Source organism: Hymenobacter montanus (assembly GCF_014699115.1).
Classification (GTDB): Bacteria; Bacteroidota; Bacteroidia; order Cytophagales; family Hymenobacteraceae; genus Hymenobacter; species Hymenobacter montanus.
In genome coordinates this window covers 111,440-131,571 of sequence record NZ_JACXAD010000013.1, presented here as the reverse complement: position 1 = coordinate 131,571, position 20,132 = coordinate 111,440, and the positions used below count along the sequence as shown (strand labels likewise).

Here is a 20,132-nt window from a genome sequence, read left to right as displayed (position 1 = left end):
GTGGCCTTGTCCTACCACTCCCGAACTTGTATCCTCATTTAAGTTACCATATGAAAAATATTTTCACCTATTCTACGGCCTTTGTGCTGGGTTTAGCCTTATTGGCTACCCCTGAAGCAGATGCTCAGCAATTCAGTAAGCGTAAGCAATATAACTCTGTGGGATTCAGCCTGAATGCCATGAACTATTTTGGCGACATCACGCCGGTTACCAACTTTACCAGCTTCCGGTTTGGCGCTACCCGCGCCGGTGCCGGCATCTCCTACACCCGTCGTTTTTATCCCCGGGTTTCCGGGCGTTTAGGCCTTTCCTATGGCCGCATCTCCGGCGATGATGAAAAGGCTGCTGACCAAAATAGCCCCGACGCCCGCTACCGCTACAATCGAAATTTTGCGTTCCGCAACGACATTATAGAGGCATCAGCTGTTGTGATTTTCGACCTGATAGAAAACCGGAACAATTATCTTAAGCGTCCCGACTTCGTGCCCTACGTGTTCGCGGGTGTGGCGGGCTTCTACCACAGCCCTGAAGGGCTGGTGCGAGAGGGCGCTCCTGGTGGCTTAAGCGAAGGTTCCTATGTTCCGTTGGTCGACCTGCGTACAGAGGGGCAAGCAAAGGCGTACAGCCAGACTCAGTTTGCCATTCCTTTTGGAGGAGGAGTTCGCTACCGCGTCAATCGGAACTTCGATGCTAGTCTGGAAATCGGCTGGCGTAAAACGTTCACCGACTACCTCGACGACGTGGGCGGTACGTTTGCTGACCCAGCTAAGCTCACAACTCCTGTTCAGCAATATTTTGGCGGAGGTATTACAAAGCTTCAGGGCCCAGGAACCCCCTACCCTGGTTTTACCAACCCAGGTGAAGCTCGCGGCGACAAGGGCGGCAAAACTGATTGGTATATTGTAACGGGGGTAACCTTGAGCTATATCCTGACGCCTCGCATTAAGAACCCCAAATTCCGCTAGCCCACGGCAGTTGGCTAAGCTCACCATCCCTTCGCCGACAATTAGGTTAAATGATGAATTCAGTTTCTCAGAGTGTGCTCCTCGTTTGCCTTCTGCAAGCGGGGAGCGCTTTTTTTTGCGCTGCCGCCAACGCGCAGGACACCAGCGAAATAGGCATTGGGCTTGGGGCGACCAACTACCGAGGCGAGGTTTCTCCCGAGTACCAGCTGAAGAATAGTCGGCCGGCGCTTACGGTGTTTTACCGCAAAGACGTGTCCGCGCCCGTTACCCTGCGGGGTGGTTTTACGGCCGGCTTCCTGCGTGCTGCCGACGACAACGTCCGCGGCGTGAACGGTGGCACACCACCCTTGCAAAGCTATCGACAGGTAAACACCAAAGGAAGTGTGTTCGAAGCCTCGGCGGTATTGGAGTATAATTTTCTGGATTATCACTACCGCACCGACAAGCTTCACTTCAGCCCCTATCTGTTTGTGGGGGTAGCCGGATTTTACGCCAATACCACTACCGAAAGCAAGAACTCATCGTTAGGCGGATCCTTCAACCAGGAGGGTTCCATGCTGGGCCTGGCTGTACCAGCGGGAGTAGGCATTAAGTATGCCCTCTCCAAGCATATTAACCTGGGACTGGAAGCTGGAGTGCGCAAAACATTCACGGACAAGTTAGACCATTTAGCCGAGCAAGACCAGCTTTTGGTGAATCCTCACGACCAGGATTGGTACTACTACAGCGGAGTAAGCCTGTCCTACACCTTCTACAAAATTCCTTGTCCCAAGGTGTATAAGAAAAACGAGGCCTTACTGGAATAGTAGTTGGCTAAAGTGTCGGTACTTAGGAAAAAAGCCCTAAGTGCAGGCCGGAGCTCGGCCATAGCAGTCTGCTTCGGCGGCTAAATGCAACCATTTCCGTAACTTGCAGGCTCTTTTAGCGAAACCGAAAGAATGACCGGCAAGGCCGAAATAGATACTCATAAGATTCCTTCCCACGTGGCGGTTATCATGGACGGTAATGGTCGCTGGGCGAAGCAGCGGGGGGGCTTGCGCGTGTTCGGGCATCAAAGCGCCATTACCGCCGTGCGCGAAACCGTAGAGGAAGCGGCCGAACTGGGCGTTCGCTACTTGACGTTATACGCTTTCTCAACGGAGAACTGGAACCGGCCAGCCTTGGAAGTGATGGCCTTGATGCAGTTGCTGGTGCATACCATCCGGCAGGAAACGGCTACCCTGCTTAAAAACAGCATTCGCCTGGAGGCCATTGGCGATATCAGTACGCTGCCCGCCAACTGCCAGCGCGAGCTAGCTGAGGCCATGGAGCTGACCAAGGCAGGCAACCGCATGACGTTGGTACTGGCCTTAAGCTACAGCGGGCGCTGGGACCTAACCCAGGCCGCCAAAAGAATGGCAGTGGATGTGGCCAGCGGCCAGCTTCAGCCCACCGACGTGACCGAAGCGGTGGTGGCCCGCTACCTGGTTACGGCCAATATGCCTGACCCGGAACTGCTTATTCGCACTAGTGGGGAGCAGCGGATTAGCAACTTTTTACTTTGGCAATTAGCTTACACCGAGCTATATATCACCGACGTGCTGTGGCCGGATTTTCGAAAGCAGCATTTTCGGGAGGCTATTCTGGCCTACCAGGGCCGGGAGCGGCGATTTGGCAAAACCAGCGAGCAAATCGCGGTATCTTAACTTCTTGTAATGAGCATTGTGCGTAGTTTTTTTGTAAAGTGTGTGCTGACTTTAGCCATGCTGGGGGGCTTGCTGGCCCAACCCGCGCTGGCGCAGCGAAGGGCTTCGGCCGATTCTGAGGAACCTAAAAAGTATGAGCTGGGGGGCATCACGGTAAGCGGCGCCCGCTACCTTGACCCCAACACCCTCATTGGCCTGACGGGCCTGCGGGTGGGCGACGCCATTAATGTTCCGGGTGAAGAAATCGGTAAGTCCATTCGTAAGCTCTGGGCCCAAGGTATTTTGGGCGACGTAAGCGTAACCATCTCCCGCATTGAGGGCAACCGGATCTTCCTGGATTACAACCTCAAGGAGCGCCCCCGCTTGTCGAAGTTTACTTTCACCGGGATCAAGAAAGGGCAGACGGAAGACTTGACCAAGAAAATCACGCTCATCCGCGGTAAGGTGGTTACCGATGCGCTGCTGAACAACACCCGGACGCAGGTGCGGAAGTTTTTTGTCAATAAAGGCTACCTCGATGCCAAAGTGAACATCGTGCAGGTAGCCGATTCGGCACTAGCCAACAGTGTGGCGTTACGCATCGACGTAGAAAAGGGGTCGAAGATCCGCATTCATGATATTGCTTTTGAGGGCAATAAGGCTTTCTCGAGCCGCAAGCTGAAAGGCAAATTGAAAAAAACGAAGGAGCGCAAGCCTTATAAGTTCCTCACGGCTGGTAAATTCCAGCGGAGCGAATACGAAGAAGACAAGAAGAAACTTCTCGAGTTCTACAACGCGGAAGGCTACCGCGATGCGACCATCGTGTCGGATACGCTCATGCGCGACGATAAGGGACTGGCTTTACGCATCCGGGTGGACGAGGGGCCGAAGTACTACTTCCGCCACATTACCTGGAGCGGCAACTACCTGTACGACGACAAAACGCTGACCAACATTCTGGGCATCAAGCCGGGTAGCCCGTATAGCAAGGAAGTGCTGGATAAGCGGCTGAACTACAACCCCACGGGGCAGGACATTTCTTCGCTCTACTTGAACGATGGCTACCTGTTCTTTACAATCGACCCGGTAGAAACCAAGGTTGAAGGCGATTCCATCGACATTGAGATGCGGCTGAGCGAGGGCGTTCAGGCCCACATCAAGGAAATCAATATTGCCGGCAATACCAAAACCAGCGACCACGTACTGCGCCGCACCCTGCGCACGCTTCCCGGCGACAAGTTTAATCGGGAGCTGCTCATTCGCTCGCAACGGGAAATTGCTACCCTGGGCTATTTTGACCCTGAAAAGATTGGCATCAACCCCGTGCCGAATCCCGTGGACGGTACCGTGGACATCAATTATACCGTGGTCGAAAAACCTTCCGACCAAGTGACGCTCTCCGGCGGGTGGGGGGGGTACGCGGGCTTTATCGGCACGGTAGGCCTGGTATTCAACAACTTCTCCCTGCGCAAGGCTGGTACGTTGCGGAACTGGACGCCAGTGCCCTCCGGCGACGGCCAGCGCTTGGCGCTCAACGTCCAGGCCAACGGCGTGCAATACCAGGCGTATTCGCTGTCGTTCACCGAGCCCTGGTTAGGCGGCCGGCGGCCGAACTCCTTCTCTTTCAGCTTGAACCATAGCATTCAGCGGACCGGGGCAGCCCTCGACGCCTCCTCTGATCAATTTATTAAGGTCAATAGTGCTTCGGTTGGCTTGGGCCGGCAACTGCGGGTGCCGGACGACTACTTTACGCTCAGCAACTCGCTTTCCATTAGCCGATACCAGACGCAGAATTACCCGCTGCTACCGGGCTTCACCACCGGCTTTGCGAACAATATTACCCTCAACACTACGCTGGCGCGTAATAGCATTGATAATCCCACTTATACCCGGCGGGGCTCATCGCTGAGCCTGAGCCTGAGCCTGACCCCGCCTTACTCGCTGATTAACCCGGACCACCCCGACAACAACCAATGGATAGAATTTCACAAATGGATGTTCGACGCATCGTGGTTTACGCCCATCGTAGGTAAGCTGGTGCTAAACACCCGGGCTCACTTTGGTTACCTGGGCAACTATAACTCCGACCGTGAAATAGGGCCTTTCGAGCGGTTTAAGATGGGCGGAGCCGGCTTGGGTAACAATGGTGGCGGCAGCTTCCTGGTGGGCACCGACTATGTCGGCTTGCGGGGCTACGACGACCCGAACAGTGGTTTTGCTATTCCTACTGCCCAAAACGGACAGGCAGGTGGCATTGCCTTCAACAAGTACGTGCTGGAAATGCGCTATCCCGTAAGCCTCAACCCCGCGGCCACGGTGTACGTGCTGGCTTTTGCCGAAGCGGGCAACGCCTACGGCTCCTACAAAACCTACAACCCGTATAAGCTGTATCGCTCGGCTGGGGTCGGAGCTCGCATCTTCATGTCGGCATTTGGTTTGCTAGGCTTCGACTTTGGTCACGGCTTCGACTCCGTTGTCCCACCGGTGGGTACGCCAGTGGGCACGAGGCAGGACCCCAACCACTTTCACTTCATCATCGGCCAGCAAATTCGTTAGCGAGGCACTAGCAAACGACATTTCACGTTCACCACATATGAAGAATATCGGTGGCCTGCTGCTGGCCTTATTGTTGCTGATTACGGGACCTGGTGCTCAGGCTCAAAAATTTGGCTGGGTTGATACGGAGTTTATCATGGCAAAAATGCCTGAATATGCCAAAGCGCAGCTCGAGTTGAATGCCTTGGCGGATACCTGGCAGAAGGAAATCGAAGCCCAGAAAAAGGACCTCGATAAACTGTATCATAACTATTCGGCCGAAGAGGTGGTGCTAACCGAGCCCATGAAAAAGAAGCGGCAAGACGAGATCCTGCAAAAAGAGCAGGAAATTAAAACCTACCAAAACAAGCAGTTCGGTTACGAAGGCCAGCTCTTCAAGAAGCGCCAGGAACTGAACAAGCCCGTTCAGGATAAGGTATTCGAAGCCGTGGAGAAAGTGGCTAAGAAGAAGCAATTAGCGGTATTATTCGATAAGTCGGGCGACTTAACGATGCTCTATACCAACCCCGCGCACGATTACACGGAATTTGTGCTGGAAGAATTGGGTTTAGGCGCTGAAGACCGCAACCAGCCCGGGCCCAGAGGTGCCGTGAAGACCGTAACCCCGCCCAAAACGCCGACTGATTCCGGTTTTGAGTCCGACTCGGGGGCTCCCGAGCCAGCGGATGGCTCGGTCCCGGCTAAGCGCTCATCTAAACCGTCGAAGCCTTCGGGCGCTCCCAAGAAGAGCCGGAAGTAACTATCTTTGTTCTAACATTTTTCTGACCTTTTCCTTTTTGATGAATCTCGTGAAAACCTTTCGTCTGACGCTCGCCGCCGCTCTGCTGACCGCCGGAACCCTGGCCGCCACTTCCGCGCACGCCCAGGCCCCCTTGAAAATTGGCTATACGGATGTGCAGTACGTGTTAGCCCAGATGCCCGAAAGCAAGCAAATAGAGTCGGACCTGAAAGCCTACAATTCCCAGCTGGAAAGCCAGCTGAAAAGCAAAACCGCTGAGCTGGAAGCCAAATACAAGGCTTATCAGCAAGGTGAAGCTACGATGACCGACCTTGTGAAGGCTGACAAGCAGAAAGAAATGCAAGGCATGCAGCAATCCATTCAGGAGTTTCAGCGTAGCGCCGAACAGTCGTTACAGCAAAAACAGCAAACTCTGCTGAAGCCAGCCTTGGACAAGCTCCAAAAGAATATCGACTTGGTGGCCAATGAAAACGGCTTCACTTACGTGTTCAACTCCGACGGCGGTGGCAGCCCTTTGCTCTTGCACGCTCCCAAGGATGGTGACATTTCCGACATGGTACTGCGGAAGATGGGTATTACGCCCGGGGCCGTGGCTCCGATCAAATCCGGGCCGACCACTCCGGCCTCGACTCCCCCTGCTCCGGCTGCCAGCAAACCCAAGTCCAAAAAATAAGCGGCGCCCGCCGCTGCAAATCGGAAAAGCCGGAGCGTTTGCTTCGGCTTTTTTCATGCAGTAAAGCTTTAGACAATGAGTGGTAACCCACGAGATGAAGATCTGATTGACAACGAGCCCGATGAGGACGGTGAAGGAGACGAGCTTTACGAACACCATCGCATCGTGGTGGATCGGGGCCAGGAAATGCTGCGCATCGATAAATTTTTGCACGGCAGGCTGCGCAATACTTCGCGCAACAAAGTACAAGAAGCTATTCGAGCCTTGGCCGTAGAGGTAAATAGCACCCCGGTGAAACCCAACTACCGGGTTAAGCCGCACGATACCATTACCGTCACCCTGCCCGAGCCACCACGCGAGGGCAAAGTGCTACCCGAGCAGATGCCGCTGGACATCCGGTATGAAGACCCCGAGCTGCTCATCGTGAACAAGCCTGCTGGCTTGGTGGTGCACCCGGCGCATGGCCACTGGCAGGGAACGTTGGTGAATGGCTTGGCTTATCACCTGGCCAATCTGCCCACTGGCCGCAACGGGGAAATACGCCCCGGCTTGGTCCACCGGATTGATAAGGACACCTCCGGCCTGCTGGTAATTGGCAAAACGGAATTCGCCATGACGCATCTGTCGTTGCAGTTCTTTCATCACACCATCGCACGTAGCTACCTGGCATTGGTATGGGGCACTCCCCCGGGCCCCCAGGGTACTATCAGCGGCAATATTGGCCGCAGTCTGCGCGACCGCAAGGTGCAGGCCGTATACCCTGGTGGGGAGCAAGGCAAGCCGGCCGTAACCCATTACGAAGTGCTGGAAAGCTTCGGGCCGGTAACCCTGGTTCGCTGCGTGCTTGAGACCGGTCGTACTCACCAAATTCGGGCCCACATGCAATACATTGGCCACCCACTCTTCGCCGATGCAACGTACGGGGGCGACCGCATTCGGGTAGGCCAGAATACGGGCGCTTACCGCAGCTTTGTGGAAGGTGCCTTGCAGCTCATGCCCCGGCAAGCTTTACACGCCCGTTCCCTGGGATTTGTGCATCCTACCTCGGGCGAACAACTATTTTTTGAAGCAGAATTACCCGAAGACTTCGCTACTCTTTTGAATAAGTGGCGGGCCTGGGCTGGATAAATCCGGTAACTATGGCCGGCTACCATTTCGTATCCCAGCGCCTGGCTACCTCTCCGCCGGCTTCGCGTCACGCGCGAAGCGGGACCTATCTCTTTAGGTACAGTTCCGCAGGAGCCGTGAGAGTACGTCCGGGGCCAGTAGCCGGGCTCAGAAGCTATTCTAACAAAAATAAAAAAGCCCCAGCATTAATCTGCTGGGGCTTTTTCAATCCTTTGAAGGCTACTTTTTCTTTGCGGGAGCTTTAGACGCAGGGGCTGTTGCCTTTGGCTTTGCCTTTAGAATCTTGATGTTGTTTTCGGCGCCCTTGTTCTCCGGGTCCATGGCTAGCACTTGCTCAAAGTAGCTTAAGGCAGCAGCTTTGTCGCCTTTCTGGAAGTTATAAACTCCGAGGTAGCCATTGGCTTCCACGACGCCTTCCTTAAACTTAGCGGGGTCGGCGCCCTCGGCCTTGGATAGCTCGATGTACTTCTCATAGTACGGCTTAGCCAGCCCTTTCTTGGCCTCGGGGTCGATGAGGGAGTTCACCTTAGCACGGGCTAGGTAGCCGGGAGCGTACGTGGGTTTAGCCGTGAGAATGATGTTGTACACGCTGTCGGCGCGGGTGTACTGCTTGTCGCCGGTCAGCGCAACAGCCAGCCGGAACTGGTCGGTGAGGTCTCCTTTGCAGTTGTTCAGCTTATACCGATACACGCTGGCCACTCCCTTGTAATTCTTCTGGTTGGCGTAGATAGACGCTAAGTCGTCCTGAAAATCGCAAGCTTTGGAAGGATCTTGCTTGATGAGCTGATTTATCCCGGCGATGGCATCGCTGCCTTTACCGCTCTTGCTCATGATTTTATACTTATAGGCCAAGTCCTCCGAAATAATCTTCTCGGGCGGCGCAACTTTCATGTACGTTTCCAGGGCCGCGGCCGCACCAGCGTAATCACCGGTTTCGTATAGTAGATACGGGCGCAGGCGATTCATCGTCAGGTTGTTGGGTTCGACTTGGAGCACCTTATTCACCTCGGCTAACGCTTCGGGGTACTTCTTGGTCAGATACAGAAACGAAGCGTACTGCGCATCGGTGGCTGGCGATTTCTCTGCCAAGTTGATGTATTTCTGGAAGCTGCTCAGCGCCAAGTCGTACTGACCCGCATAGTAATACATATCGGCCAGCTCCCGGTACGCGGGTGCGTAGCTCGGGTCAAGCTCTACTGCTTTGTTCAAGCTTTCGCGAGCGGCATTAAAATTGCGCGAACGCACGTTCAGCTGGCCTTTCTTGTAATAAGCTTGCGCGAAGCTAGGATTAGCGGCAATGGCTTGATCGTAGCTATTCATGGCCTCGCCGCCACCCTGGCTCGAATGGAGGAAAACATCACCCCGAACTATCATCATAGCGGGGTCGACCTTGCCTTTGTTGGCAGCTTGCGCCGCCGTCAGATACTCCTGCGCCTTGGTGATATCCTTGAGGTCCGACTCCGCATAGGCCTGCGCAATCATCGTCAGTATTTTGGGGTCTTTGCTCTTGGTGGCTTTGATTGCTGCTTCAAACAGCGACTCAGCGGGTGCCACTTGGCCTTTGACCAGCAAAGCGCGTCCGGCCGCTACTTGGCCGAAAGGAGTAGTGCCACTGGCCTTATTAAAGAAGAAAGCAGACGAATCCGGGAGGTTGCGCAGCTGATAAACGCGACCAAGCTCGAAAGCGGCCTCGGGGGCGGAGTTGTTGCGCAACATGGCCCGGGCGTCGTTGAAACGGCCCACTTCGATCGAGCGCTGAGCAGTTTGGATGCTTTGGGCGGTGGCTGCCGTAGTGCCCGCCACCAGTGCAAATGCAGCGAGCAGCGGCTGTTTCCAGGGCTTGAAACTCATAATAAAGAAAAAAGATGATAAAAGCGAAATTGAAAATGGGTACGGGTGAAGTACGCTTACAGTTTAGGGGTCGTCACGATGCGGGCCTGCATTTGGGCGGGGAGTAGACCCGATTTTTGAAATATTAACTGCCCGTTCTTCCCCGCCACAAACGAGGCAAACCCCGTGCCTAAGCCCGCCCGCGCTTCCCGGCTAATAATGTAAAGGTTACGCCGAAGCGGGTAGTTTTGCAAATCCGGGTGTTCGGCTAGCTGTGCGGGAGTCTTTTCGGCCAGGTACACCTGGTAGGGCTGAATGTAGTCATCGGGCTTGGGATTGGGCCGGGCCGTGATGCTGGCTACGCGCACCTTATTGGCAAACTTCATGGCAGCCGGGTCGTCGCGGTCCGAAATCCAGTTCACTCCCACAATACCGATGGCACTGGGGTGGGTGGCAACATAGTCGAGCAAGGCCGGGTTCGACGTAGCCGCAAATACCCGTGTGGTCAGCGCCGCTCCGCGCGTTACGGAGTCGCGCACGAAGCGGGCAGTACTGCTGTGGTTCGCATCGAAAACCACATTGATGGCCCCCAGGGCCTTCCGGTTGCTCACCTGGCCCCAGGTACTAATCTTCCCCGTGAAGATATCCGCCAGTTGGGTTATGGTGAGCAGCGAATCGGGGTTGGCTCGATTCAGCACAATGGCCAGGCCGTCAATGCCGATGCGCGTAGTACGTGGTACGATGTTCTGCTTGACAAAATCAGCCTTTTCTTCCGCGTTCAGCTCCCGCGAAACCACAGCTAGCTTCACCTTATCGTTGATTAAGTCCAGCATCACCTTTTCTTCGGGCTGGAAGCTCATCTTGACGTGCGCATTGGGATAAAGCTTGGAGAACGTGTCGATTTGTGCTTGCAGAATAGGTGCAAAGGTTTCATCTACGCTCACTGCTACGGTGCCGCTTGTAGGCGTGTCCTGAGCGCCGGGCGAACCAGGACCATTGCAGGAGACGAAGGTGATGGCACCAGCCAGTGCTACGGCCGCGCCGGTAGTTAAAAGGTGAATGGGCTTACTCATGTTCGTCTAAAGTAGATTTTTTTCGAAAGTAATCCTGATAAACCCGACCGGACCGTAGCAGACCGTAAAGGATTAAGATCGTGCCCAGGATGCGCCGGGCCGTAGGTCCTAAGGAGATGAGCCCGCCAACTGAGGGTTGGTCGGCCGAATACCAAAACCAGATGCCGAGGCCAAGGTAAACCAAGGCCATGACCAGCACAAAGTAACGAACTAAGCGTTGAGGAGACTTACCAAGTCGTTCCTCAGTTGTAGGGAGGTTAAGCATGAGTAAAATACCGAAAAAGAGATACCATAAACCATAAAACTTCCACCAAAGGTTCGGCCAAATAAGCGGCTAGTGGGCTGGGCCAAGGCCACAAAATAGCCCAAAATCAGGCGTCTCGCGGCCCGCTTCCTTTCTAAACGACAAATTTCCGTTATTTATATAATAAGTGGCACAAGCCCGAACTGCAGGCCGTGAAGCGGTATACTAGCCAACTGATTTACCGGGTGAGGATACAAACCCGGTAACCGGGCAATAAGATTTGCTACCGCTGCCTCACGAAAAACCCCGAACCGAGCAGTAAGGCCCAATTCGGGGTTTCGGGTAAGTGCTGACTTACGTCAGGACAATGCGTTACTGAATCTTAAAGGTAATTGGCACGGTGAACGAAACGCTAACGGAGCGGCCATTCTGCTTGCCTGGGATGAACTTAGGCAGGGTTTTTACCGCCCGAATCGTCTCCTCGTCCAAGCCGGAGCCTAGGCCTTTTACCACTTTCACATCCGAGACGTCACCTTGGGCATCCACCGTGAAGCTGACGAAGATGCGGCCTTCTACTTGGTTCCGCAGAGCTAGGGCAGGATACTTAGTGGCTTTTTGGATGGCTGCTACGATGGCGGCATTGCCCCCGCCACCCGGCAGTTGGGGCATCTGTTCCACGTAGGTGTAGACTTTATTCTCTACTACTTCTTCCACCACTTTGTCGCCCGTGCCGGAGAGCTCGCTCAAGTCCGGAGCGTCCGTGTTGCCTTTAACGGTCACGGTAGATACGGCTTTATCTTTCAGCTCCTCCTGATCTGGAACTTCCTCCTTTTTCACCTCTTCATCCTTTTTCACTACCGGAGGGGTGAATTTGATGGTGGTGAGCTTGGGGGGTGGGGGCGGGGGCGCCTCGGGGGGCGGGGGCGGGGGTGGGGGCTTGGTGTCGTCCAGCGGGGGCGCATCCATCAGGACGTTCTCCTGCAGGTTCTTTTTGGGCTCCTTCGGCAGCTTATCTTTCAGATACTGGGCGATGAGCGGAAAAAACACCAGCAACGAGAATATCGCCGTAGCTATAATCAGGGCCCTTGTAACGTGGCGCTGGTACAGGCGGCGCAGCACGTAGGCCCCGTATGCCTTGTTGCGGCCTTCAAAAACGATGTCGTTTAGGCTGGCCCTGGCAATTTGCGCGTTATCCATCATAGGGCTGATTCTTTAATAAGGTCCAGGTCTTCTTTGGGAGCCTTCACCAACGCGTATTTCTTCTGGTTAGTGATGTTCATCTCGTCCAGAATGTCGACCATGTTTTTATACTTGGCATCATCGGTTGGCTTGATGAGGATGATGGGTTCGGGCTGCTGGCGTTGGCGAGTCAGGATGATCTGCCGGATGCCATTGGCCGAAAAGTTCGTCACCTTCATCTCGGGCTTCGGCACGGTTTTGTCGTTCGGTGTATTGAGGCCAAAGTAATAATATGCCTTATTGTCCTTGCCCAGCAGGATGGTCATGGCTTGCGAAGCCTTGATCTTAGTATCCTCCACATCGTTGGTTTTCTTCACCGGCATCGTGAGCTGCATCACGTTGGGCTTGGCGAAGGTGGTCGTCAGCATAAAAAAGGTGAGCAGCAAAAAGGCCAGGTCCACCATTGGAGTCATGTCGATTTTGGTCGACATCTTTTTGGCCCGCTTTTTTCCACCTTTACCACCGGAATCGGCTTTTTGTTGAATCTCTGCCATGGTACTTAAATAAGGGAATAAACGGATGAATAAGCCATTCGTAGCAGGGGCTCGGGGTTAGCGAGCGGCGGCTACCGGCTTATTTTCCATGTCCGTAATGAGGTTGAAGCGATTGATATCCTTCTCCTGAAGGACTTTAATCACTTGTTGTACGGTCGGTACATCCGCCTCGCCATCGCCCTTGATGGCGATATAGGTAGGCTTGTGGAAAATGGCCTGGTTGGCCCGGCGCGATTCCAAGACCCAATCAACGAGTTGATTGTTAAGTGAATCGAGCGGAACACCGGGCTGTTGGTCATTTACCTGCTTGCGATCTTCCTTGCTCATGTTGAGGTAGGAGCCGAGCTGGCTGATGGGCAGCCCAAAGTTGGGCAAATCGCCGAACTCTTTAGCTTGGGCGGTAGTGAAGGTTACGCCATACTTGGCGCCGACCCGCTGCAGCGCTTGAATCTTGGTCTGCTTAGCGTCTACGCCGAAAAAGACCCGCTTCTTTTTGTCGACGGTCAGCGTAATAACGTTGTTTTCGGGCAATTTCAGCTCCGAGATGGAGGACGGCGTGTCGACCACCACAGACTCCTCAGGGGCGAACTTGGTGGTGAGCATAAAGAACGTCACCAGCAAGAAAGCCAGGTCCACCATCGGCGTCATGTCGAGCGACGGCGAGGTACGGTGCGGTTTTACTTTAGGCATTGCGAGGTGGGGTTAAAAAGGGGACGACTCACTCCGGAGAACGAATCGCCCCGCGTTTTAGTGCACTCAGAAAAGCTTACTGTTTGTCGCCAGGAATGCTCAGGAAGCAATTATTCTGCTTCCCTACCACTGGCAACCAAGCAGCTAGGCCGTCTGAGCAGCCGTGCTGTTGCCGTGCTGAGAAGCGAAGGTCTGGATGATGCTGAAGCCGGCTTCGTCGATGCTGTAGGTCAGTTCATCAATTTTGCTGGTGAAGTAGTTATACGCTACAATGGCCAGGGCCGAGGTTCCGATACCCAGGGCCGTGTTAATCAGTGCCTCCGAAATACCATTGGCCAGCGCGACGGCGTCGGGGGTACCAGCTTGTGCCAGAGCGGCGAAAGCGCGGATCATCCCGAATACCGTACCCAGCAGACCAACCAGGGTAGCGATAGAGGCCAGCGTGGAAATGATAACCAGGTTTTTCTCGAGCATGGGCAGCTCGAGGGCAGTGCTTTCTTCGATTTCCTTCTGAATGGCCAACACCCGCTGGTCGGTGGGCATGGAGCGATCACGGCCCATTTCGTTGTACTTCAGCAAGCCAGCTTTCACCACGTTGGCTACCGAGCCTTTCTGCTGGTCGCAGGCAGCAAGGGCGCCCGTGATGTCGTTGGTATTGAGCTTTTGCCGGATGGTGCGTACAAAAGCCTCAATGCTTCTGGAACCCTTGGCCTTGCTGATGGTCAGCATCCGCTCGATGGAGAAGGTGATAACGCAGAGCAGCATGGTCATCAGGACGGGTACAATGAAGCCGCCTTTGAATACCACCCCGAGGTAATCGCCAGGATTGGGATTGTTTTCATTGTTACCACCCTGAAAGTGGCTAGCGTCGCCCAGCACGAATTTATATACAACAACGCTGAGGATGAAGGCTAGGATAATAACCAGGACGGAGAACAGCGAGGCTCCACCACTGCTTTGGGCGTCGGCTTTGGCGGCCGTTGCGGCGGGCCGGGGGCTCGTATTCATGGCATTTTTCTGTTCCATTGTTCCGGAGTGTTTGGGGTTGTTAAGTGAAGTAGTTGAATTGTGTGGGTAAAGGAAAAGCAAAAAGTTGAGGTAGAAAGCACCGCGCAACAAAGGAACAACGAGTTATTCCATGCCAAACTTAAAGCTTTGATGAAAGACTTTGAGAAGGCACTTGGCGAAGTTCAAGCAACCCTTAGCCGGGCAAACCTAACCAAAAAGCATGGCCCGACCAAAGAAAACTTAGGCAAAGCCATTAGAAAGGCAGTAAGAGCGGCCGCAGAATTGGAACAACGCTACTTCCCTTCTTTAGGTTGAGCAGGGAGCTGTTTTGCTTGGTTCCAGTACACATCCATCTGCGCCAGCGTGAGGTCGGCGAGGCGCTGCCCGTGGCTGGCGGCAGCGCTTTCGAGGTACTGGAAGCGGCTGATAAACTTGCGGTTAGTTCGTTCCAACGCTTCTTCGGGGTTAATGCCGGCGAAGCGGGCGAAGTTGACCAAAGAAAACAGCAAATCACCAAACTCTTCAGCGGCCCGCTCTACGTTCATCTGCTCGGGCCGGCCGTGGCGGTACTCGTCGCCAAACTCTGTTAATTCTTCTGTTACCTTTTCCCAAACTTGCTCGGGGTGCTCCCAATCGAAGCCGGCGCCGCGGGCTTTTTCCTGGATGCGCATGGCTTTTACCAAGGCGGGTAGCGAAGTGGGTACGCCGCTCAGTACGCCGGTAGCAGTACCCTTTTCCTGTAGCTTAAGCTGCTCCCAGTTGCGCTTAACGGCGTCTTCATTGTCGGCCTGCGCATCGCCGTAGATGTGGGGATGGCGGTAGATGAGCTTCTCGCACTGGGCATTCAGCACATCCGCAATGTCGAACGCGCCCTGCTCCGCGGCAATGCGGGCGTAGAAGACTAGGTGCAGCATGACGTCGCCCAACTCTTTTTTCAGGTCTGGCAAGTCGTCGCGCAGGATGGCGTCGCTGATTTCGTAGGTTTCCTCGATGGTAAGGTGGCGCAACGTTTGCAGGGTTTGTTTTTTATCCCAAGGGCATTCGGTACGCAGACGGTCTAAAACATCGAGTAGCCGGCCAAAGGCCGCCAGTTGCGCCGGCCGACGAGCGCTGGTAAGCAGGGTACTAGAAGTAGGAGCAGGGTTTTCCATTGTTTCAAAGATAGATGCCCACGTCGCTAACCGGTTGCCAGTACCTAATTTTGGGCTTTCAAAAACGACTCCGTGACTCTCATAAAATCAATTTCCGGCATTCGTGGCACTATCGGTGGGCCGGTTGGGCAAGGCCTGACGCCACTCGATGTAGTGAAATATGCTGCCGCGTATGGCACGTGGGTGAAAACCCAGGCCTCCGAAAGTAAGCTGATCATCATCGGACGGGATGCTCGTATTTCGGGCGAAATGGTCAGCCGCCTGGTGGCCGCCACGCTTCAGGGGTTGGGCCTCGACGTCTGTGACCTGGGCTTGAGCACCACCCCTACGGTAGAGATGGCGGTTCCCGCCAAAAAAGCGGCGGGCGGCATCATCCTCACGGCTTCGCACAACCCCAAGCAGTGGAATGCGCTGAAGCTGCTCAACGCCCAGGGCGAATTCATCTCTGAAGCTGATGGGCAGCAGGTGCTGGCTTCGGCCGAAAGCGAAAGCTTTGAGTTCGCGTCCGTTACCAAGCTGGGGGAATATACCACCGATGCTACCTTCCTCAAGAAGCACATCAAAGCCATTCTGGCTCTGCCGTTGGTCGACGTGGAAGCCATTCGGGCCCGAAATTTCCGGGTGGTGGTGGATGCCGTGAACTCGTCGGGCGGCATTGCCGTACCGCTGCTGCTGGAAGCCCTGGGCGTAACCACGGTGGAGAAGCTGCACTGCGAGCCCACCGGCGACTTCGCCCACAACCCCGAACCCTTGCCTGAACACTTGCGCGACATTGCCAGGGTGCTGGAAAAGGGCGGCTTCGATCTGGGCATCGTGGTGGACCCCGACGTGGACCGTCTGGCCCTGGTGAGCGAGAATGGCCAGATGTTTGGCGAAGAATATACGCTGGTGACCGTGGCCGACTACGTGCTCAAGCAGTTGGGGGGGGGCAACACCGTGAGCAACCTGAGCAGCACCCGCGCCTTACGCGATGTAACCGAGAAAGCCGGTGGGCAATACGCTGCCGCCGCCGTGGGCGAGGTGAACGTGGTGACCAAAATGAAAGAAACCAACGCCGTGATTGGGGGCGAGGGCAACGGGGGCATTATTTATCCCGAGTTGCACTACGGCCGCGATGCTCTGGTCGGCATCGCGCTGTTTCTGACGCATTTAGCCAAGTCAGGATTAACCATGAGCCGCTTGCGCAACTCGTACCCCAGCTATTTTATTTCCAAGAATAAAATAGAGCTAACTCCCGACATTGACACCGATAACGTGCTGGTGCAAATGCAGAAGCGCTACGCCAAGCAGCCGGTGAATACCATTGATGGGGTAAAGATTGAGTTCGACAAGGAGTGGGTGCACCTGCGCAAGTCCAACACCGAGCCGATTATTCGCATCTACGCCGAGTCCGATTCCAACGCGACGGCCGACTACCTGGCTCAGAAAATTATTGGCGATATTAAGGAAATAATAGCCGTAAAAGCATAATTGGTGCTTGGTTGTTGGTGCATGGTCTTCGAGCGCTTTCGCAACCAAGCCCCAAGCCCCAAGCCCCAAGCCCCAAGCCCCAAGCCCCAAGCCCCAAGCACCAAGCACCAAGCACCAAGCACCAAGCACCAAGCACCAAGCACCAAAACCAGCTAATGTACGCCTACTTCGACAACGCTGCCACCACTCCCCTGGATCCCGAGGTGCTGGAGGCTATGATGCCTTTCCTGAGCCAGCACTACGGTAACCCCAGCAGCTTGCACGGGCCTGGCCGGCAGGTGCGGGCCGCCATAGAAAACGCCCGGAAAACGGTGGCGCACCTGTTGAACGCCGCGCCGGCTGAGATTTCTTTTACCAGCGGAGGCACTGAGGCGGATAATTACGCCGCCTTCGGCAGCATTCGCACGCTGGGCCTGCGGCACGCTATTACCTCACCCCTGGAGCACCACGCCGTGCTCCATCCGTTGCAGGCTCTGGAAAAAGCCGGGGAAATCGAGCTGCATTATCTGCGGCACGATGCTCAGGGAAAGCTTGATTTAGCACACTTGGAAGAACTGCTAGCGGCCCAGCCCCGCACCTTCGTGAGCCTGATGCACGCCAATAATGAGATTGGCAACCTCAACGACATCGAAGCCATTGGGGAGCTTTGTGCCCAGCACGAGGCCGTGTTCCACACCGATACGGTCCAGACGATTGGCCACTACCGGCACGACGTGCAGAAGCTAAAAAATCATTTCCTGGTGGGTTCGGCCCATAAATTTCATGGACCGAAAGGGGTAGGCTTTCTGTATACCCGGAGCGGCTTACAGGTGAGCCCGCTCATCCACGGGGGGGCGCAGGAGCGCAACGTGCGGTCGGGTACCGAAAATGTATATGGTATTGTGGGCCTGGCGAAGGCCCTGGAAATAGCCATCCGGGATTTAGCGACGCACCAAGCGCACGTGCAGGGCTTGAAAGACCGGTTTATCGCGAAGCTGCGCGCCGAAATCGATGAGGTACAATTCAACGGCTGCTCGGCCATCTCCGACCAGAGCCTATATACGGTATTGAGCGTGAGCCTGCCCCCGTCGGCCATCAGCGAGATGCTGTTATTTAACCTCGATATTAGCAAGGTGGCAGCATCGGGCGGCTCGGCTTGCACCAGCGGCGCGCAGGCGGGCTCGCACGTGCTGGAAGCCCTTGGCGCCGACCCGGACCGGGCGACGGTGCGCTTCTCGATGAGCAAAATGAACACGGCAGCGGAGGTTGACTATGCCGTGGAGCAACTGGCCAAGCTGTACCGTCCGGTGACGGCGTAAGCGGAAGTCTGGGGGCTCGCAACAATTCCTGGCGCTTGCCATAAGCAAGCCGGCTTGTGGTGCGAGGCAAGCGAAATGCTATTACCCAATAAAAAGGAAATCAAGATAGGAGCTGGGGGCAAGGGGCTTTGCAACTGGGGCAGAGCTTAGGCCCGTAAGCTCAGCCGAACGCCGAAGTTGGTTTGGCCGTAGGCTGAAGTACTACCCCATCCGTTCCTTTCTTTATCATGAACCAACCTCAATCTTCATCCGTCGCCTCGGGTAACGTTACTTCGGACTCTGCCTCCTTGACTAATGCGGCAGCCGCTGCTACCAACACCGCAGAAGGTACCCGTACTTCTTTATTCAGCCAAGCTCAGCATTGGCTCAGCCAAGGAAATAGGTCGACGATGGTAAGCAAGCTGCCGGCTTCTTTGAGAAAGGTGGGTGATGCTGCCGCTACCAGCTACAAGAAGCTGAGCACCCCGCAGAAAATAGTTGGTGGGGCCGTGTTGGTATTGGGCGCGGGCTACTTGCTGCGCCGAGGCCGCAACGGCAAGGGGCAGGCGGCCACCATCCACGAGCTGCTGTATTTCGTGAACGACCGGATTGCCGGATACCAGCGGGCCGTTGATGAAGGCCAGGATTTGGAGCTTCGCAGCTATTATAGGCGTCTGGTGAGCCAGAGCCAGCAGTTTGCCAACCAGCTAAACGCCTACTTAAGCCAGGAAGGGGTTCACCACCAGGACGGCACCACGCTAAAGGGCAAGCTCTATCGCGGCTGGATGGATGTCAAAACCGCCCTCACTGGCCACGATGAAAAAGCTATTCTTGGCTCGAACGTCTACGGCGAAGAGTGGGCGCTTAAAGCCTATGAGGAGGCGCTTAACGACCACACCCTCTACGGCCCCATACGCCGGGCTGTAGAGCACCAGTACACTGTGTCGCAAACGACTTACCGCGAGCTTAAAAAGCTGGCAGTTAATCACTAGCTCGATGCGTTTATCAATCCTCATCAAGCAACATGTTGTGGGGATTTTATTTGTAAGCGGCAAACACAAGGATGGCGAAGGCCTTCAGTGCTGACCGAAGTCACGCCGACGAGGTTTCTATCAGCACCTGCGAGGCCAATTGCAGGGTACGACCCATACACCACCTTTGCCGCGCCCGTCGAACCGATGCTCAGGTTGGCTTTTTTCGGCCCTGCTTCGTAATTCGCAGCACCAATCACCTTGCTTTATGGCTGACATTAATATTCAACGTAAAAAATCATCGCCCAGCCCCTGGATTCTAGTGGCTTTGGCTGCCGTTGTTTTAGTAGGAGCTGCGTATTTTTTTCTCCGGCCCGACCCCGCCGATGAGCCCGCCGGGCCCACTCCCGCTGGGATGACCGCGGCTCCCGCCGATACCCTGACCCCCGGCAGCCCCGCCTACGAGGCCCGCGCCACGCCGCCCCCGGCCGACGGAGTAGCTGACTCACTGGCACTCACCCCAGAAACCGAGGATTATAGCCCAGCTACTTTGGCGGCCCAGGCGGCAACTAATCCGGCGGCTCCGAATTATGCGGCGAATGGCCTGCAAAAGCTAACCGGTATTTTGGTGGCCCTAGCCGACCGCGACGACTTGCGCGACCCGGCTATCACGGAGCAGCGCGATAACCTGACCAGCGCGACCAACCGGCTAGGTGAGCCCAATGCTAGCCTGCGGCCGGGCTTTGTGGCGGCGGCCGGACTTATCCGGGCCATGCAGCAGAAGGCTTACCCTGGGCTGGAAGGGGCTGCCAACGACCTGGTGCGCTTGACCGGCCAGTTATCGGGCCGCAGCGCCACCGCCGCCGACCAGCAGCAAAACAAGCAGTTTCTGACGCAGGCGGCCGCGGCCGTACGCGTGCTGAGCGAGCCGGCTCAATAAATCTAGTATTTGGTTATCCG

The 20,132-nt window shown here is 55.4% G+C and carries 19 protein-coding genes; 12 read left to right on the top strand and 7 right to left on the bottom strand.

Annotated features, from left to right (window positions below; all coding sequences use genetic code 11):
* Nucleotides 1–50 precede the first annotated feature (50 nt).
* The 7 genes from IC235_RS13045 (at nucleotide 51) to IC235_RS13015 (ending at nucleotide 7,725) form a co-directional block, all read left to right on the top strand.
* Nucleotides 51–965, top strand: coding sequence for a DUF6089 family protein (locus tag IC235_RS13045; RefSeq protein ID WP_191005621.1), 915 nt, complete (start codon nucleotides 51–53; stop codon nucleotides 963–965).
* Between the two features lie 74 nt (nucleotides 966–1,039).
* Entirely contained in the window at nucleotides 1,040–1,771 is a 732-nt protein-coding gene (gene porG / locus IC235_RS13040; protein WP_191005620.1) for a type IX secretion system protein PorG, read from the top strand.
* A 132-nt stretch (nucleotides 1,772–1,903) separates the two neighbouring features.
* Nucleotides 1,904–2,650, top strand: coding sequence for an isoprenyl transferase (locus IC235_RS13035; RefSeq protein WP_191005619.1), 747 nt, complete (start codon nucleotides 1,904–1,906; stop codon nucleotides 2,648–2,650).
* Nucleotides 2,651–2,692: 42 nt separating this feature from the next.
* Entirely contained in the window at nucleotides 2,693–5,185 is a 2,493-nt protein-coding gene (bamA, locus tag IC235_RS13030) for an outer membrane protein assembly factor BamA (RefSeq protein WP_317173575.1), read from the top strand.
* Nucleotides 5,186–5,222: 37 nt separating this feature from the next.
* Complete coding sequence (locus tag IC235_RS13025; protein ID WP_191005617.1) at nucleotides 5,223–5,924, top strand: OmpH family outer membrane protein; 702 nt, start codon at nucleotides 5,223–5,225, stop codon at nucleotides 5,922–5,924.
* 49 nt (nucleotides 5,925–5,973) lie between these two features.
* Nucleotides 5,974–6,597 carry an OmpH family outer membrane protein gene (locus IC235_RS13020; RefSeq protein WP_317173574.1) on the top strand — a complete coding sequence of 208 codons (624 nt, stop codon included), beginning with the start codon at nucleotides 5,974–5,976 and terminating at the stop codon, nucleotides 6,595–6,597.
* 75 nt (nucleotides 6,598–6,672) lie between these two features.
* Nucleotides 6,673–7,725, top strand: a complete 1,053-nt coding sequence (locus IC235_RS13015) for an RluA family pseudouridine synthase (RefSeq protein ID WP_191005615.1) — start codon at nucleotides 6,673–6,675, stop codon at nucleotides 7,723–7,725.
* Nucleotides 7,726–7,944: 219 nt separating this feature from the next.
* Here IC235_RS13015 and IC235_RS13010 read toward each other — a convergent pair whose 3' ends face one another.
* The 6 genes from IC235_RS13010 to IC235_RS12985 all read right to left on the bottom strand — a co-directional run bounded on the left by IC235_RS13010 (nucleotide 7,945) and on the right by IC235_RS12985 (nucleotide 14,321).
* Nucleotides 7,945–9,576 (bottom strand): tetratricopeptide repeat protein, encoded by a 1,632-nt coding sequence (locus IC235_RS13010; RefSeq protein WP_191005614.1) that lies wholly within the window; start codon nucleotides 9,574–9,576, stop codon nucleotides 7,945–7,947.
* A gap of 56 nt (nucleotides 9,577–9,632) precedes the next feature.
* Nucleotides 9,633–10,628: a PstS family phosphate ABC transporter substrate-binding protein gene (locus IC235_RS13005; protein ID WP_191005613.1), complete on the bottom strand. Its 996-nt coding sequence runs from the start codon at nucleotides 10,626–10,628 to the stop codon at nucleotides 9,633–9,635.
* Between the two features lie 616 nt (nucleotides 10,629–11,244).
* On the bottom strand, nucleotides 11,245–12,072 hold the full coding sequence (locus tag IC235_RS13000; protein ID WP_223847271.1) for an energy transducer TonB: 828 nt from the start codon (nucleotides 12,070–12,072) through the stop codon (nucleotides 11,245–11,247).
* The gene (locus IC235_RS12995) at nucleotides 12,069–12,605 is read right to left on the bottom strand and encodes an ExbD/TolR family protein (RefSeq protein ID WP_191005612.1); all 537 of its coding nucleotides are present in this window, start codon (nucleotides 12,603–12,605) and stop codon (nucleotides 12,069–12,071) included. The genes IC235_RS13000 and IC235_RS12995 overlap by 4 nt, the downstream gene beginning before the upstream one ends.
* 57 nt (nucleotides 12,606–12,662) lie before the next feature.
* Entirely contained in the window at nucleotides 12,663–13,295 is a 633-nt protein-coding gene (locus IC235_RS12990) for an ExbD/TolR family protein (RefSeq protein ID WP_191005611.1), read from the bottom strand.
* A 144-nt stretch (nucleotides 13,296–13,439) separates the two neighbouring features.
* Nucleotides 13,440–14,321, bottom strand: coding sequence for a MotA/TolQ/ExbB proton channel family protein (locus IC235_RS12985; RefSeq protein WP_394355268.1), 882 nt, complete (start codon nucleotides 14,319–14,321; stop codon nucleotides 13,440–13,442).
* 42 nt (nucleotides 14,322–14,363) lie between these two features.
* On the opposite strand from IC235_RS12985, the gene IC235_RS12980 reads away from it, so the two are divergent.
* A complete protein-coding gene (locus IC235_RS12980) occupies nucleotides 14,364–14,618 on the top strand; it encodes a hypothetical protein (RefSeq protein ID WP_191005610.1) in 255 nt (84 codons plus the stop codon).
* On the opposite strand, the gene mazG is transcribed toward IC235_RS12980, so the two are convergent.
* Nucleotides 14,597–15,454: a nucleoside triphosphate pyrophosphohydrolase gene (gene mazG / locus IC235_RS12975; protein ID WP_191005609.1), complete on the bottom strand. Its 858-nt coding sequence runs from the start codon at nucleotides 15,452–15,454 to the stop codon at nucleotides 14,597–14,599. The genes IC235_RS12980 and mazG overlap by 22 nt on opposite strands.
* A gap of 72 nt (nucleotides 15,455–15,526) precedes the next feature.
* On the opposite strand from mazG, the gene glmM reads away from it, so the two are divergent.
* From glmM to IC235_RS12955, 4 genes are all read left to right on the top strand, one after another.
* Nucleotides 15,527–16,924, top strand: coding sequence for a phosphoglucosamine mutase (gene glmM / locus IC235_RS12970; protein ID WP_191005608.1), 1,398 nt, complete (start codon nucleotides 15,527–15,529; stop codon nucleotides 16,922–16,924).
* A gap of 155 nt (nucleotides 16,925–17,079) precedes the next feature.
* A complete protein-coding gene (locus tag IC235_RS12965) occupies nucleotides 17,080–18,222 on the top strand; it encodes a cysteine desulfurase family protein (protein ID WP_191005607.1) in 1,143 nt (380 codons plus the stop codon).
* A 422-nt stretch (nucleotides 18,223–18,644) separates the two neighbouring features.
* Nucleotides 18,645–19,193, top strand: coding sequence for a ferritin-like domain-containing protein (locus tag IC235_RS12960; protein WP_191005606.1), 549 nt, complete (start codon nucleotides 18,645–18,647; stop codon nucleotides 19,191–19,193).
* Between the two features lie 247 nt (nucleotides 19,194–19,440).
* Complete coding sequence (locus tag IC235_RS12955; protein ID WP_191005605.1) at nucleotides 19,441–20,112, top strand: hypothetical protein; 672 nt, start codon at nucleotides 19,441–19,443, stop codon at nucleotides 20,110–20,112.
* Nucleotides 20,113–20,132: the final 20 nt, after the last annotated feature.